Annotated in this window: 13 protein-coding genes; 6 read left to right on the forward strand and 7 right to left on the reverse strand. The window is 70.5% G+C overall.

All coding sequences use genetic code 11. The annotated features are described in order from the left end of the window. Nucleotides 1–2: 2 nt before the first annotated feature. Both HKK74_RS09245 and HKK74_RS09250 read right to left on the reverse strand, forming a co-directional pair. A complete protein-coding gene (locus HKK74_RS09245; RefSeq protein ID WP_187242696.1) occupies nt 3–875 on the reverse strand; it encodes an alpha/beta fold hydrolase in 873 nt (290 codons plus the stop codon). After that, a complete protein-coding gene (locus tag HKK74_RS09250) occupies nt 872–1,609 on the reverse strand; it encodes a DUF998 domain-containing protein (protein WP_246491369.1) in 738 nt (245 codons plus the stop codon). The genes HKK74_RS09245 and HKK74_RS09250 overlap by 4 nt, the downstream gene beginning before the upstream one ends. 522 nt (nt 1,610–2,131) lie before the next feature. On the opposite strand from HKK74_RS09250, the gene HKK74_RS09255 reads away from it, so the two are divergent. Then, nucleotides 2,132–3,469 carry a KamA family radical SAM protein gene (locus tag HKK74_RS09255; protein WP_187242698.1) on the forward strand — a complete coding sequence of 446 codons (1,338 nt, stop codon included), beginning with the start codon at nt 2,132–2,134 and terminating at the stop codon, nt 3,467–3,469. A 38-nt stretch (nt 3,470–3,507) separates the two neighbouring features. On the opposite strand, the gene HKK74_RS09260 is transcribed toward HKK74_RS09255, so the two are convergent. Next, nucleotides 3,508–4,368, reverse strand: coding sequence for an MFS transporter (locus tag HKK74_RS09260; RefSeq protein WP_187242699.1), 861 nt, complete (start codon nt 4,366–4,368; stop codon nt 3,508–3,510). A gap of 24 nt (nt 4,369–4,392) precedes the next feature. Here HKK74_RS09260 and HKK74_RS09265 point away from each other — a divergent pair, with 24 nt between their 5' ends. After that, nucleotides 4,393–4,962, forward strand: a complete 570-nt coding sequence (locus HKK74_RS09265; RefSeq protein ID WP_222722064.1) for a DUF5937 family protein — start codon at nt 4,393–4,395, stop codon at nt 4,960–4,962. 6 nt (nt 4,963–4,968) lie between these two features. Here the strand turns inward: HKK74_RS09265 and HKK74_RS09270 are convergent, their stop codons facing one another. Beyond that, nucleotides 4,969–5,490 (reverse strand): YbhB/YbcL family Raf kinase inhibitor-like protein, encoded by a 522-nt coding sequence (locus HKK74_RS09270; protein WP_187242700.1) that lies wholly within the window; start codon nt 5,488–5,490, stop codon nt 4,969–4,971. Nucleotides 5,491–5,621: 131 nt separating this feature from the next. After that, nucleotides 5,622–7,091 carry a bifunctional phosphatase PAP2/diacylglycerol kinase family protein gene (locus tag HKK74_RS09275; protein WP_187242701.1) on the reverse strand — a complete coding sequence of 490 codons (1,470 nt, stop codon included), beginning with the start codon at nt 7,089–7,091 and terminating at the stop codon, nt 5,622–5,624. 111 nt (nt 7,092–7,202) lie between these two features. Between HKK74_RS09275 and HKK74_RS09280 the strand changes: the two genes are divergently transcribed. The 4 genes from HKK74_RS09280 (at nt 7,203) to proS (ending at nt 11,245) form a co-directional block, all read left to right on the forward strand. Beyond that, nucleotides 7,203–8,177 (forward strand): ABC transporter permease, encoded by a 975-nt coding sequence (locus tag HKK74_RS09280; protein ID WP_187242702.1) that lies wholly within the window; start codon nt 7,203–7,205, stop codon nt 8,175–8,177. Beyond that, nucleotides 8,170–9,015 (forward strand): ABC transporter ATP-binding protein, encoded by an 846-nt coding sequence (locus HKK74_RS09285; RefSeq protein ID WP_312881367.1) that lies wholly within the window; start codon nt 8,170–8,172, stop codon nt 9,013–9,015. Before HKK74_RS09280 ends, HKK74_RS09285 begins: the two co-directional genes overlap by 8 nt. Before the next feature lie 163 nt (nt 9,016–9,178). Further along, nucleotides 9,179–9,751, forward strand: a complete 573-nt coding sequence (locus tag HKK74_RS09290; protein WP_187242703.1) for a YceI family protein — start codon at nt 9,179–9,181, stop codon at nt 9,749–9,751. Nucleotides 9,752–9,796: 45 nt separating this feature from the next. Then, nucleotides 9,797–11,245 carry a proline--tRNA ligase gene (proS, locus tag HKK74_RS09295; protein ID WP_187242704.1) on the forward strand — a complete coding sequence of 483 codons (1,449 nt, stop codon included), beginning with the start codon at nt 9,797–9,799 and terminating at the stop codon, nt 11,243–11,245. Between the two features lie 144 nt (nt 11,246–11,389). Here the strand turns inward: proS and HKK74_RS09300 are convergent, their stop codons facing one another. Then, nucleotides 11,390–12,598 carry a glycosyltransferase gene (locus HKK74_RS09300; RefSeq protein WP_187242705.1) on the reverse strand — a complete coding sequence of 403 codons (1,209 nt, stop codon included), beginning with the start codon at nt 12,596–12,598 and terminating at the stop codon, nt 11,390–11,392. Between the two features lie 329 nt (nt 12,599–12,927). Further along, a complete protein-coding gene (locus tag HKK74_RS09305; RefSeq protein WP_187242706.1) occupies nt 12,928–14,799 on the reverse strand; it encodes a SpoIIE family protein phosphatase in 1,872 nt (623 codons plus the stop codon). Nucleotides 14,800–14,809 lie beyond the last annotated feature (10 nt).

Raw genomic sequence — 14,809 nt, forward strand, 5'->3', positions numbered from 1 at the left:
TCTCATGAGGCGCCGGAAGCCCTTCCGCCCGTCACCACGGCCACCGCCTCGGCGACCGCGTCGGGCCGGTCGAGCTGGACCATGTGCGGGCATCCGGGCAGCTCAACCTGGCGTCCCAGGGGACTCATGCCGGCCAGTTCCGCGTGACACCCGGCCCAGCGGCGCGCCTTCGAGCCGTTCAGGTCACCGAGCGCCGTGAGCACCACGAGCGGTATCGCGGGAAAGCGGTGCCGCGTCCGCAATGTGGCGAGATCGGCGGCCATCTCCCGGTAGGCGATGTTCTCTGCCAGCACCGTGAAGATCACTTCTCCCCGCCCGTAGACCGACCGCACGACGGACGAGGGGGCCGCGGGATCTCTGTCGCTGATGCGGCGAAGAACCCGGTGGTATGCCCACGGGCCGATCACCGTGGCCAGTCCGGTGGCGTCCGTGAGCCTCCCCGCGAGCCTCGCCACGGGGGTCACGGCCGCGGACATCCGCGGGCCCGGCCTGGCCCCCCGTTCGCAGCTCGGATCCACCAGCACCAGGCCGGCGAGGAGATCCGGCCGGATACGGGCCAGCGCCTCGGCGTGGAAGGCCGCCACCGAGTGGGCGAGCAGGACCACAGGGCCACCGCCGATCCACTCGACCAGCGCGCCGAGCCGGTCCACCTCGGCGCGAAGACTCGGCGCCGCCCGGCCGGCGGGACTGCGGCCGAGGCCGGGACGGTCGAAGCGGACGATGCGGTAGGTGTCCCGCAACCGCTCCACCGTCGGCTCCCAGTCGAACCAGGCTCCGCCCATCCCGGTGCTCATCAGCAGGACCGGGCCGTCCGGTCGTCCGCTCTCGACGATGTGCAGGTCGCCCGAGCCGGATCGCCGCTCGCCGAGGTTCATCGGATGGTCCCGGTCGGCGGCCGAGGGTCCGGCGAGGCGGTACGCCGGTTCCCGCCCTCGGCGGCAGTCCGGACGTGGCGGTCGGCGTGCAGGGCCCAGGCGATGAGCAGGAGGTTCAGGCAGAGAATGGTGATCTGTACGCGTTGCGCGAGGCCGAGCCACCTGCCCACCGTCATGAGCGCCACCACGGCGACGGCCGCCAGCACGTTGGCGAGGGCCAGCGGCCGGCCCCAGCGGGCGAGGGACGGCCACCAGCCGTGGCGGCGGGCGGCGATCGACAGGGCGAACAGCCCGACCGTGGCGCAGGTGATGGCCGAAACGCTCGTCACCGAATGGAACTGGTGTGCGAAGGACACCTTGCCGGCCCGTTCCAGGAGGGCGCACGTGGTGTTCCGGCTCGGCGCGCAGTCCAGCGGGAACGCGGCGTCGCCGATGATGGCGACGCCGAACATCAGCAGGAAGAGCCAGCCGGTCACGGCCCATGGCCTGCGACGCAGTGTCACGAGGGCGGTCGCCGCGGTGACGATGACCAGAGCGCCGGTGATGAAGTCGGTGATGTTGTAGACGAGGTGGGCGGGCTGATCCGCGGCCGAGAGTTCGCTGACGTAACCGTTGACGATGTCGGAGTCGGGGCTGAGCACGGACTCCAGGACGAACGACGCGTACGTGACGGCGGCCATACCGGCCGACGCGACGACGAACGCCGGCACGACGCCGGCCTCAGCCGGTCTCATGCGCATGCCACCCCGATGCCACGGTTCCTTCCCGGCGGTGGACCCGCCTCCGACCTGCCCGGTGACCTGCCCGGACTCCGGACCATTATCCGGCGGGCGCCGCTCCCGGTTCGCCGCGGGCCGATTCCGGTGGGATGCCCGCGTCGCATGACATCATGGCCGCCCTCCCGCGGCGGGAGGTACGGATGTGACGCCGGTTCTCCGATTCGTGGGGTGAGACCGCCACTTTGCGCTGAGAGCGATCGTTATGTCGGTAGAGCCTTCAGTGACCGTGCCGCCGTGTCCACCGACGCGAGGGAAACGGTATCAATGGGGGTGGGGAGCGTGCGGATCGCTTCGGTCGGCCATGTCGCCCGAAGCCGTGTGGTGAGGAGGTAACGACCCGCGACGCCTCGGCCGCCGGCCGAGGTGATCACTGTGCGTCACATCGCCCGGCTCGGGCGCCGATGACACTCTGTACCGAGCCACGGCCGCCGACGCACGCATCGGCACGCGTTCCAACGAACAAGGAGTTATGCCAACGTGACTTTGGTCAACGACGCGGCACCGCCCGCTGTGCAATCCACCGGTCGTAAGTTCCGCGCCTTCACGGCTAAGCACCTGGACGAACTCACCTCGCGGGCCGGGTTGTCGTCCGACCAGCGCTTGGCGATCCAAGCAGTGGCGACGGTCCTGCCGTTCCGGACCAACAGCTATGTCGTGGACGAACTGATCGACTGGTCGGCCGCTCCAGACGATCCCATCTACCGGCTCGTCTTCCCCCAGGAGGACATGCTCCCCGCCGCGGACGTCTCACGCATCGTGGACCTGTTGCGCAAGGACGCCCCGAAGGCGGAGATCGACGCGGTCGCGCACGCCGTCCGCGTCAAGCTCAACCCCCACCCGGCCGGCCAGATGGAGCTCAACATCCCGAGCTTCGGTGACGGGGTACTGCCCGGCGTGCAGCACAAGTACCGCGAGACGGTGCTCTTCTTTCCCAAGCAGGGACAGACGTGTCACGCGTACTGCACGTACTGCTTCCGCTGGGCGCAGTTCGTCGGCGAGCCCAGCCTGAAGATGGCGGGCGACGACGTCGCCCGCCTGTGCGACTACCTGGTGGCCCACCCCGACGTCACCAGCGTCCTGTTCACCGGCGGCGACCCGATGATCATGGGCGAGCCGGTGTTCCGGCGCTACGTCGAGCCGCTCCTCGAGCTCGACCAGCTCGAGTCGATCCGGATCGGTACCAAGTCCCTGGCCTACTGGCCACAGAAGTTCGTCACCGATCCCGACGCCTACGACATGCTGCGGCTGTTCGAGCGGGTCGTCGCGGCCGGCAAGAACCTGGCGTTCATGGCGCACTTCTCGCACCCGCGTGAGATGGAGTCACCGGTGGTCCGCGAGGCCGTGCGGCGGATCCGGGACACCGGCGCGATCATCCGCACCCAGGCGCCGCTCATCCGGTCGATCAACGACGATCCCGCGGTGTGGGAGAGCATGTGGCGCACCCAGCTCCGCATGGGGATGGTCCCCTATTACATGTTCGTGGAGCGTGACACAGGCCCGCAGGACTACTTCGCGGTGCCGCTGGGCCGGGCCTACGAGATCTTCCGCGACGCGTACAAGAACGTCTCCGGACTCGCGCGCACAGTCCGCGGGCCGTCCATGTCCGCGACGCCGGGCAAGGTGTGCATCGATGGCGTCGTGGAGGTGGCCGGCGAGAAGGTCTTCGTGCTGCGCCTCCTCCAGTGCCGTGACGCCGACCTGGTGAACCGGCCGTTCTTCGCGAAGTACGACCCGGAGGCGGTGTGGCTCGACGACCTCCGGCCGGCCTTCGCTGATCGGTTCCCGTTCCAGGCGGCGCCGACGGGTGAGCGGTAGCGGATTCGAAGCGAGTTCATAGCGCCACCGCTTGGACGTCACTGATCCCCGTGGGTGCGCAAGCGGGGCTTACCGGGGCCGCGTCGAGGGCGCGGCCCCGGACTCCCCGGGCGCAGGTGGCGGTGCAGCGCCAGCGCCGCCACCACGGACATCGCGCCGCACAGGGCCATTACCGCCGCGGGCGCTAGCACCTCGGCCATGCCGCCGGCCAGTGCGATGCCGAGACCTTGGAGGGTCATGATGCCGGTGCCGGCCAGCCCGAGCGCCTGGCCGCGCCGGCTCTCCGGTGTGGCGGCGAGGAACCGGCGCTGGAGGCCCAGCTCGTAGCCGAACCCGGCCGCCGACGCGGCCGCGAGGATCGAGGCGGTCACCAGCCCGGGCGAGAACAGGAAGAACAGCAGGGACGCACCCGGCAGCAGGGCCAGCGGCAGGGTGAGGCGCTCACGCCGGTCCGGCGCGGCGAACCGCCCCATCGCGAGGTTCCCCGCCCACATGCCGCCCGCCACCGCGGCGAGCATGAGGCCCGCACCCTCTGGATGACCCAGACCGGCGGCGTACGGGATCATCACGCCCTCGGCCCCCACCGCGAACGAGATGGGCAGCCACTGGGCGAACAGCAGGCCGCGGACCGACGGATCGGCCAGCAGGCTCCGGTTGACCTCCCACGTGGCCCGCACCGTGGACGCGCCGGCCGGATCCGTGCGGGCGGGGCGGTCGCGCAGCCCGACCCGGGCCGCCGCCGCGGCGACCAGGCAGCTCGCCGCCGCTAGCCAGAGCGCGCCGTACGGCCCGATCGCCAGCAGCAGCAACCCGCCGGCCGCCTGTCCCGCGATCTGCGCCCCGGCCGTGGTCATGGTGAACAGGGACCGGGCGAGAACGTAACCATTGCCGTCCAGCACATCCGTCAGGCGCTGTGGCAGGCCGTGGTGGAGCCGGACTGGCCGCTGCTCCGCTCGATACTCGAGCGGGATCTGGTGCACCGTGCCGGACGGCTGGCGGCGTACGGCTGGGCGGCGGCCCTGGCCGACCTGTCGCCCGGAGTCCGCTGGCGGCCGGACGGCGGCATGATCGAGGCGGAGGGGGCGGTCGAGGGACACCGGCGGCTCGGTGGCGCCGGACTGCTGTTCGTGCCCACCGTGTTCGCGTCGCCCGAGTCCCTCGGCTTCCAGCTGGAACGGCCGTGGCCGGACGCCCTGATCTACACCGCCAGGGGCACGGCCGCCCTCTGGGAGACCGGAGGCGACGGCGGGCCGGAGCCGCTCGGCCGGCTGGTCGGCGGATCGAGGGCCAGGCTGCTGCGAGCGCTCACCGAACCCGCGACGACCACGCAGCTCAGCGCACGGCTACGGATGAGCCTCGGTGCCGTGGGCGATCATCTCGCCATCCTGCTGTCGGCGGGGGTCGTCGCCCGCGCGCGGAGCGGGCGAGCCGTGCTCTACCGCCGTACCCCTCTCGGCGACGCCCTCACGGGCGCCGCCGTCCCTCCGCCGTGACGGGGATCAGTGGCCGTAGACCGGGACGATCAGGGCGCGCGCGAGCGTGTGCGCGGTGACGTTGAAGCCGACCACGGCCGGGCTCGCGTCGGAGTCGACGCCGAGCCGCTCGATGTCGAGCGCGTGCACGGCGAACGCGTAGCGGTGCGGCGTGCCCGGGGGCGGCGCGGCACCCCCGAAGGCCTTGACCCCGTAGTCGTTGCGGGCCTGCGTGCCGACCTTGGCGTCGGCGCTGCCGGCACCGGTGGGCAGTTCCGTCACCTCGGGAGGGAGGTCGAACAGCACCCAGTGCCAGAACCCGCTGCCCGTGGGCGCGTCCGGGTCGAAGCACGTGACGGCGAAGCTCTTGGTCTCGGCCGGGAAGCCCTCCCAGCGCAGGTGCGGCGAGCGGTTGCCACCGCTGAAGCCCCAGTCGTCGAACACGTGGGCGGCGGCCATCTGGTCACCGTCGGTCACGTCGTCGCTGACGACGGTGAACGAGGGGACCTCGGGCAGGAAGTCGTACGGAAGCGGCGGCTGGCCGGGCATGGCATCCTCATTCCCCGCACTGCGTTCCTCGCACTGCGGCACTCGGGACTCGGAACCTCATACACATATCAGCCGGGCCGATCACGCCTCCGTGCGCCCGCGCGGCGGGGTCTCGGCCGGCGTGGCGGGCCTCAGCTCGGCGGGCAGAAGACCCGGAGCGCGGCGGCGTGCTTGGCGAACACCACCGAGGGCTGTACCGAGCAGGTCTCGCCGTCCCGGGCGATGCGCAGCTCGCCCTCGGGCGCGGACAGCCGCATGGCGCCCGCGTGCCAGGCGGAGTAGCCGGGCGTCAGGCGAAGGTGGCCGACCAGAACCGCCGCGAGCGCCCGCAACCGGCCGGACGAACCCTTCGTGGTGATGAGCCGGATGTCGAGCCGCCCGTCCGACAACCGCCGGCGCCAGGTCGGCGTGGTGCCCCGCGTGCCGTACTCGCAGTTGCCGACGAAGGCCAGCCAGACGTGCCGGAGCCGGTCGTCGATCACCACTTCCTGGGGTTCCCAGTTCCGCAGCACCCGGGTCGCCGCGACCGCCAGCGCGGGCCACTTGCCGAGCCGGTCCTCCAGCCGCTCGCGCCGGTCGACCATGTCGGTGTAGGCACCGAAGCTCGCCGTGTTGAGGAAGATCAGGTCCTCGCTCGCGGACTGCTCCACCCGCCCGACGTCGACACGCGTAAGGCAGGCGCCGCGGTAGGCCGCGATCGCGTCGGCCGCCGTCTCGATTCCCAGGGTGCGGGCGAAGCGGTTGAGCGTGCCGCCGGGGATCGGCAGCAGCGGCACGTCGTGCTTCAGCGCCGCCTGGGCACCGGCGTTCATCGTGCCGTCGCCGCCCGCGACGGCGAGCACCTCGGCGCGACCGGCCGCCTTGTCCAGGATCGTGCCCACGTCGTCCTCGGGGCCGAGTTCCACGATCTCGGCGGCCGGCAGTTGCCTGCTGACGGCGTCCGCGATCGAGGGTCCCGGGCCGGCGTCCGGGTTGACGACCGCGATGACGCCCTGCCCGTCCTCGGTCACGGTGGGGGAGTCGCACTCGACACCGCCCGTCCGTACGACATGGGAGATCGACGGCCGGGCCGGCCAGACCAGCCGCGTGGCGATGCCGGAGAGGGCACCGATCCCCATGCCCGCGAGCACGTCGCCGGGATAGTGGGCCCCGGTGTAGACGCGGGAGAGCGCGACCGCGGCGGCCACCCCGGCGATCGGCAACGCCACCCTTGGGCGCGTCTCCATGGCCACCGCCGTGGCGAACGCCGTCGCTGCGGCCGAGTGCCCGGACGGAAAGGCGTGCGAGGTCGGGACCGCCCAGCGCCGCCGTCCCTGCGGCACCAGGTCGAGGATGGGGCGCTTGCGGCGGAAGGCGTGCTTGCCCGCGAGGTTGGCGACCGGGCTGGCCACGGAGATGCCGATGACCCCGCGCAGGGCGGCGCGGCGCAGGTGCGGCCGGCGGGTCAGCCCGAACGCGGCGGCGGTGCCGAACCACAGCAGGGAGTTGTCGGCCGCCCGCGACAGCCTGGGCAGGACGTATTCGAATCCGGGCAGATGCGCCTGAGCGACGGCCTCGAAGGCCCATCGGTCCAGTTTGTTCAGCCTTCGTGTGAGAGACATGAGCCCTGTTATCCCCGGTGAACCGGACACGATGCCTCGAAGATCACAGATCAGGCTCTACATGTGGAGGAACGTACTTGAGCTACCTTCAACTGCAATAGGCTTCGCGACATGAGTCACCCGGAACGGCTCAGCCCCCCGGGTGGCGAGCCGGTCGACGCGATCGCGAAGCCCCCTTCCCCGAACGGGAAAAGCAGCGAATCCCTGACCGAGTTCGCCGCGCGGTACGGACTGACGCAGAGCGCGGCCCGCCCCCCCATGAGCCGGTACATCCGCGATGTCTGGCAGCGGCGATCGTTCATCTGGAACTTCGCCTCGGCCAAGAGCATGTCGATGTACACCTCGTCGCGGCTCGGGCAGTTGTGGCAGGTCCTGACACCCCTGCTCAACGCGGGTGTCTATTACGTGATCTTCGGCCTCCTGCTCCAGTCCAACAGAGGGGTCACCAATTTCCCGGCGTTCTTGATCACCGGGGTGTTCGTCTTCTCGTTCACCCAGCGGTCCCTGACCGCCGGCGCCAGATCGATAGGCAACAACCTGTCGCTGATCCGGGCACTGCACTTCCCGCGGGCCACGCTGCCGTTCGCCTTCGTGATCGTCGAGCTGCAGCACCTGATGGTCGCGATGGGCGTGCTCATGGTCATCGTCGTGGCGACCGGTGAGATGCCCACCTTCGCCTGGTTGCTACTGATCCCGGCGCTCATGCTGCAACTGCTCTTCAACATCGGGATCAGTCTGATCATCGCCCGGATCGGCGCCTTCTCCCGTGACATCCAGCAACTCCTGCCGTTCGTCACCCGGTCCTGGCTGTACTTCTCCGGTATCTTCTTCATGACGGCGGGCCTGGCCAACCGGGACTCGCTCAAGGATCATCCCTGGGTGGGCAAGATCCTGGAGGCCAACCCGGGGTCGGTGTACATCGAGCTGATCCGCACCTCGCTGCTGGAGTCCTATCCGAAGGACCTCGCCAAGTTCGGCTGGGGCCACCACCACCTGTGGCTCTACGGCCTGGGCTGGGCACTGGTCGCCTTCGTGGGCGGGTTCTGGTACTTCTACCGCGCCGAAGAGAGGTACGGCCGTGGCTGACGTCAAGGAAAAGACCAAGAAGCCGGTGGGTAGGACGGACAAGTCGCGACAGGACATCGAGCAGCCCGAGGTCGTCATCGACCGGACCCGGGACCCGATCGTCGTGGTCGACGGCCTGCACATCATCTACCGGGTCTACGGTGCGGGCGGCGACAAGGGGTCGGCCGCCACCGCCATGATGCGGATGGTCCGCCGGCAGAACCGGCCGCAGATGAAGGAGATCCACGCGGTGCGCGGGGTCTCGTTCATCGCCTACCGGGGCGACGCGATCGGCATCATCGGGACCAACGGGTCGGGCAAGTCCACGCTGCTCAAGGCGATCGCCGGCCTGCTCCCGCCGCACCGGGGCGGGGTCCTCACCGATGGCCAGCCGTCCATGCTGGGCGTCAGCGCGGCCCTGATGAGAGACCTCTCCGGTGAGCGCAACATCATCCTCGGCTGCCTGGCGATGGGACTGTCCCCGCAGGAGACCAAGGAGAGGTACGACGAGATCGTCGAGTTCGCCGATCTCAAGCCGGGCTTCATCCAGTACCCGATGAGCACGTACTCCTCGGGCATGGGCGCCCGCCTCCGCTTCGCCATCGCCGCCGCGCGCACGCACGACGTGCTGCTCATCGACGAGGCCCTCGCCACCGGCGACGCCAAGTTCAAGCGCCGCAGCAAGGCCAAGATCGAGGAACTGCGCAAGGACGCCGGCGCGGTCTTCCTGGTCGCCCACAACCTCGACGTCATCGAAGAGACCTGCAACCGGGTCATCTGGCTCGACGACGGTCAGATCCGGATGGACGGCGACCCCCAGACGGTCATCGAGGCCTATACCGACGCCACGGGCAAGTAGGCCCGCGGGTCGGGCGGGTGCCGGAGCGAGCGGTCGACCCGGAACGACTGCGCGCGGGCGCTCGCGACCGGTGAACCGCCGCCCGGCCGGTGCGCCCCTCCGTCGGTCGCCATGACCGGCCGGCCGGTGTGCAGGCGGCCTGGCCGGACGTAACGTCGGCGGTATGACAGCGAGCGAGCGCACGTACAAGATGGGGCCCGAGTCGGGCCGGCTGCTGCTCAGGACCGGCCGGACCGGCATGGGCCGCAGCGCCGGGCACGATCTGACGATCGAGGCGGCGCGGTGGGAGGCGACGGCCGAGATCCTCCCGGCGGACCCCGCCGCGTCCTCCGTGGCGGTCACCGTCGACGCCGGATCGCTGGAGGTACGCGAGGGGACGGGCGGCCTCAAGCCGCTGACCGCCGGTGACCGTGCCGAGATCGAGCGCACCATCCGCGGAAAGATCCTCCGAACGGATCGTCATCCGCAGATCACCTTCAGGTCGTCCCGCGTCACGGGCACGCCGGCGGAGTTCACGATCGAGGGCGACTTGACGATCATGGATGCCGCCCGTCCGGTCACCGTGCGAGCGGCCGTGACCGGCGACACGCTGCGCGGCGGCGTCACCATCGCCCAGAGCGCATGGGGGATCAAGCCGTACTCCGCCTTCTTCGGCGCGCTCAGGCTCGCGGACGAGGTGGAGATCGACTTCGAGCTGACCGGTCTCGATCCGGCTGCTTTCAACCCGACTCCATAGCGGGAGTGGCGACCGCAGGGGCGCCGACCGAGTAATCTCTCGTGGGTGAGTCGGGAAGGCGTTACACCACAGAGCGAGGACTTCTCCGCCTGGTACAACGAGCTCGTCGTGCGGGCTCAGCTCGTCGATCGCGGGCCGGTGCGGGGCACGATGGTCATCCGGCCGTACGGCTACCGGATCTGGGAGCTGATCCAGGCCGACCTGGACGGGCGGATCAAGGAAGCCGGGCACGAGAACGCCTGCTTCCCCATGTTCATCCCGGAGTCCTACCTTAAGCGCGAGGCCGAACACGTCGAGGGGTTCGCGCCCGAACTCGCCGTCGTGACCGTGGCGGGCGGCAAGGAACTCGAGGAGCCGCTGATCGTGCGGCCGACCTCCGAGACGGTCATCGGCGAGTACATGGCCAAGTGGATCGAGTCGCACCGCGATCTGCCGCTGCTGCTCAACCAGTGGGCCAACGTGGTCCGCTGGGAGATGCGCCCGCGGATGTTCCTGCGCACGACCGAGTTCCTCTGGCAGGAGGGCCATACCGCCCACGTCGACGAGGACGACGCCATGCGCGAGACGATGTGGGCGCTCGACGCCTACGCCGGCGTGGCGCGCGAGCTGGCCGCGATCCCGGTCGTCGAGGGCGAGAAGACCCCCGGTGAGCGGTTCGCGGGCGCGGTGCGGACCTACACGATCGAGGGCATGATGCGGGACGGCCGGGCGCTGCAGTCCGGTACGTCGCACTACCTCGGCACGAACTTCGCCAAGGCCTTCGAGATCCAGTACCAGGACGAGGAGGGCCGGCTCACGCTCGCCCACACGACGTCCTGGGGCATGAGCACCCGCATGATCGGCGGCGTCATCATGACGCACGGCGACGACAAGGGTCTCGTACTGCCGCCCCGGCTGGCGCCGTACCAGGTGGTGATCGTCCCGATCGGCCGTGATGAGCTGGCGGAGCGTACGGGGGCCGCGGCGCGCGAGCTGGGCGCCGAGCTCAAGCGGGCGGGCATCCGGGTGCACGTCGACGACAAGCGCCCACAGCTGAGGCCCGGCTTCAAGTTCAACGACTGGGAGATGCGCGGGGTGCCGATCCGGCTGGAGCTGGGTCCTCGCGACCTCGAGGCCGGGGTCGCCACGCTGGCCAGGCGGCTGCCGACGGTCGAAGGGCAGGGCAAGGAGACCATCCGGCTCGACCAGGCGGCGGCGCGGCTGCCGGGCATCCTGGAGGAGTTCCAGGAGTTCCTGCTGCGGCGGGCCGAGGCGTTCCGCGACGAGCACACCCGCACCGTGGACTCCTGGGAGGCGTTCGCCGAGCAGGTGAGTGGCGGCTGGGCCCTGGCGTTCCACTGCGGCCGCACCGAGTGCGAGGACGAGATCAAGGCCGACACCGCCGCGACGCCGCGCTGCGTGCCGCTCGAGGCCCCGGAGGAGTCCGGCGGGTGTATCAGGTGCGACCGTCCCAGTGCCTACGGCAAGCGGGTGCTCTTCGGCCGGGCCTACTGAGCGCGCCGCCCCTCACGGCTTGAACGACCGGCCCCGAACCACGGGCCCTGAACAAGGGCCTGGACGACGGGGCTGCACGGGAAGCGCCGTCGCACCCGCCACAGGATCCTCCGGGATGGCGGGTGCGACAGCGGGCCGCGGTGGTCAGCCCTGCACTTTGGCGACCGGGTCGTGCAGCCGCCGGCGCTCGATCACCTTCTGGTAGACCTTCGCCGTCTCGCCGGCCACGCGCGGCCAGGAGTAGCGGGAGCGCGCGCGGTCGGCCGCCGCGATGCCGAGGGCGTTGAGCTGGGTGGGGTCGGAGAGCAGTGACCGGACCAGCTTGGCCACCTCGCCCGGCCGGCGCGCCGGGACGTGAAGACCGGTCACGTTCTCGATGATGGTGTCGGAGTTGCCGCCCACATCGGTCGCCACGACCGGCACACCGCAGGCCATCGCCTCGAGCGGCGCCATGCCGAAGGTCTTGCCCCACGACAGGGTGAGCAGCAGGTCGGCCGAGCGAAGAAGTCGCGGCACATTCTTGTGCTCAACCTGGCCGAGGAAGGTGACCCGGTCCGCGACCCCGGCCTCCTTGGCGATCACCTTGAGCCGGTGCACCGCCTCGTCGGTCTCGAATTCCTCACGGGGCGGGCCGCCGGCGATCACGAGTTCGGCGTCCGGGATGCGGGAGAGGGCCTGGATGGCGGTACGGACGTCCTCGCGCTCGCCGAGGTCGGACAGCACGAGCAGCCGCCGCTTCTCACCACGCGGGTACGCGGGGCCCTGCGGGGTGAACTGTTCGATGTCGACACCGGTCGGCACGACCTCGATACGGGGCCGCGGCACCGACATGCGCAGGAGCTGGTCCGCCTCGTCGCCGCACGTCGGGATCACCGCGTCCGCGGTGAGGCCGATCGCCTTCTCCAGCCGGATGCGCTGCACGTGGCCGGCGTGGTCGGCGGCCGACGGCCGCGGCTGCTCCAGCCCGAGCGTGTGGTAAGTCTGCACCACCGGGATGTCCAGGTCCTTCGCCCCGGCGAGGGCGGCGAGGCCGCTGGTCCAGAAGAACGCGTGGGCGACGTCGGGCGGCGTGTCCTCCCACCGTCGGGCCAGATGCCGCCCGAATTCGGAGACGTTGGCTAGGACCTCGTCGGCGCGCAGCGGCCGCGTCGGGCCGGCGATGATGTGCTCGACCGTCACACCCGGACCGAGCCGGACCTTGTCCCTGGCCCCGGAGTCCTCGCGGCGGATGTAGATCGTGACGTGGTGACCCTCACGGCCCAGCTCGCGTGCGAGCTCGGCGACATGGACGCTGTGCCCGGACCCGCCGGCGGCGAGCGGGTTGGCGAACAAGGAGATCATGGCAATCTTCATTGGGGGTAACCTCGCGAAGAGTCAATGGACTGTGGCGCCCGACGGCAGTGCCTGGGGTATGCGACAGCGGCCGACCTCAGCAGCCGAAGCTGTGAGACCGGCGATTTTGAGCGGCTGTTTTGAGGCGCGACCCGCGCGCAGTGATCAGCGGCCACCCGGCCGCTAGAGATCGCGTCGATGCCTCGCATGCACAACTCCCAGGATCTTCACCGGACACACACGTGTCCCATGGGGTTGTGCCTGCTTCTTAGGCACCTATGCCAGTCATTTTGCCGGAAGTGGCGCCCGCCAAACCTCAATCCGCAAAATAGGTTGCCTGCCTGCGATTCTCACTGAGGCGTCTGCGGGAGCAGGCGGAACGCGAGCACCGAGAGGTCGTCGTGCAGATCGCCGTCGCAGAAGTCCATGAGGGCCCTCTCCACGGCCAGCAGCATGTCGCTCGCCGGTTTGACGCTGTTGGTGGCGAGCACCTCGATCAGCCGCTCCTGGCCGAACCGCTCACCGTGCACGTCGACCGTGTCGAGCACTCCGTCGGAGTGGAGCAGGAGCGTGTCGCCCTCGGACAGTTCGATCGACTCGTGGCCGGGGCTGAAGTCGTCGAAGACGCCGAGCGGCACACCCCCGCAGCTCGCGATGCGCACGACGCCGTCAGGGCGGACCAAGATGGGCGGGGGATGGCCCGCCGTGCTGATGGTCGCCTTCCGGCCCCCGTCGGTGCTCAGGCCGACGAGCACGGCGGTGACGAACCGCTCCTCGTTGAGCAGGGCCTCGTTGACCATGGTCAGCACTTCGACCGGGTCCTGATGGAATCGGGAGAGCAGCCGGATGCCGTTCCGAGCGGTCGCGGTGACGGCCGCCGCGTCTTCGCCCTTGCCGCACACGTCCCCGAGCACGAAGCTCCAGCCGCCGGGGGTCTCGAAGACGTCATAGAAGTCCCCGCCGACCTCTTCGCCGTTGGTGGCGCCGAGATAGCGGGCGGCCAGGTCGATCCCCGGGACCGTGGGCATGCGGCGGGGGAGCAGGCCGGCCTGAAGTGTGTCGGCGACGGCGGCGCGGCGGCGGTAAAGGCGCGCGGCACGGATCACCAGTGCGAGATGGCGGGCGAGTCGCTGCACCACGCCCAGGTCGAGCAGGTCGAACGGGCCGTTCTCGCCGCCGCAGGTCAGCGTGATGGCCCCGATGCTCTTCTCGCCGTCGTCGATGGGCACGCTCAGGACCGAGGTCGCGCCCATCATCGCGCACACGGAGGTGCCGTCCGCCGCCGTGCCGAGCATGTCCAAGTCCTCGACGTGCGCGTGCACCGCCGTCTGACGGGTGCTGTGCACCGTGTACGGCAAGGTGCCGGGCTGCGGATCGACCGCCTCGAGCGACTGGATGATCTCGTCGCAGCGGTCGTCGTCCGGGCCGAAGACCAGCTGGCGGCGGAGCGCGGTGTCGCCCGCCAGATCCACGATCACCCAGTCGGCGAGCTCGGCGATGAGCAGCCGGGCACAGCGGCGGATCGCCACCGCCTCGTTGAAGACCGGCTCGGTCAGCAGCAGCTCGCTAGCGCTGGCCAGCACGTCCATGCGGTGAACGACGGCGGCGGCGGCCTCGTCGCCGGCCGTGAGCTCCTCGGAGGGCTTCGGATCCGGCAGCCGGCCGCTGACCGGCGTGACGGCGGCCACGACGAGCGGTTCGGGCTCGCCCCGGATCCAGGCCCGGGCGAGCGTCACGACGGCCTTCACCGGCCTCTGCTTGCTCAGGAAGCCCACGGTGGTCTGGCGGCGCTCTCCGGTGCGGACGACGGCGGCGAGCTGTGAGCGGAGGGCGGCCCGGGTGGCCAGGTCGCAGAAGACGGTGAACGGCTTGCCGGCGACGTAACCGGCCGATGTGTCCAGGAGCACGGCGGCCTGGTGGTTCACCCGGCGTACACCGCCGTCGCGGTCCATGAGGAACAGCGGCACCGGTGCGTCCTGGAACACGGTGCGCAGGACCCGCCGCTCGGACTCCGCCGCCGTGGCCCTGCTGCCGGTCGAGGCGTGACCCGCGCCGAACGTACGCAGAGCGGACATGGCCAGATCGAGCTCGACGAGCGCGGCGTCGAGCGTGGTGCGCAGATCGGGCTCGGGCATGGCGGCGGCCTGCCGGAGCTCGCCCAGGCGATCCTCGAGGCCGCTGATCTCGCGCAGGAGCACTTCAGGCTCGAGTTGATCTGACATTCGGGAGTCC

Origin of the sequence: Actinomadura alba, assembly GCF_014323705.1 — a bacterium.
GTDB lineage: Bacteria > Actinomycetota > Actinomycetes > Streptosporangiales > Streptosporangiaceae > Actinomadura_C > Actinomadura_C alba.

Excerpts from the sequence above, each read along its gene's own strand:
- HKK74_RS09245 (WP_187242696.1), bottom strand. The coding sequence starts at position 875 with ATGAACCTCGGCGAGCGGCGATCCGGCTCGGGCGACCTGCACATCGTC.
- HKK74_RS09250 (WP_246491369.1), bottom strand. The coding sequence starts at position 1,609 with ATGAGACCGGCTGAGGCCGGCGTCGTGCCGGCGTTCGTCGTCGCGTCG.
- HKK74_RS09270 (WP_187242700.1), bottom strand. The coding sequence starts at position 5,490 with ATGCCCGGCCAGCCGCCGCTTCCGTACGACTTCCTGCCCGAGGTCCCC.
- HKK74_RS09275 (WP_187242701.1), bottom strand. The coding sequence starts at position 7,091 with ATGTCTCTCACACGAAGGCTGAACAAACTGGACCGATGGGCCTTCGAG.
- HKK74_RS09280 (WP_187242702.1), top strand. The coding sequence starts at position 7,203 with ATGAGTCACCCGGAACGGCTCAGCCCCCCGGGTGGCGAGCCGGTCGAC.
- HKK74_RS09290 (WP_187242703.1), top strand. The coding sequence starts at position 9,179 with ATGACAGCGAGCGAGCGCACGTACAAGATGGGGCCCGAGTCGGGCCGG.
- HKK74_RS09300 (WP_187242705.1), bottom strand. The coding sequence starts at position 12,598 with ATGAAGATTGCCATGATCTCCTTGTTCGCCAACCCGCTCGCCGCCGGC.
- HKK74_RS09305 (WP_187242706.1), bottom strand. The coding sequence starts at position 14,799 with ATGTCAGATCAACTCGAGCCTGAAGTGCTCCTGCGCGAGATCAGCGGC.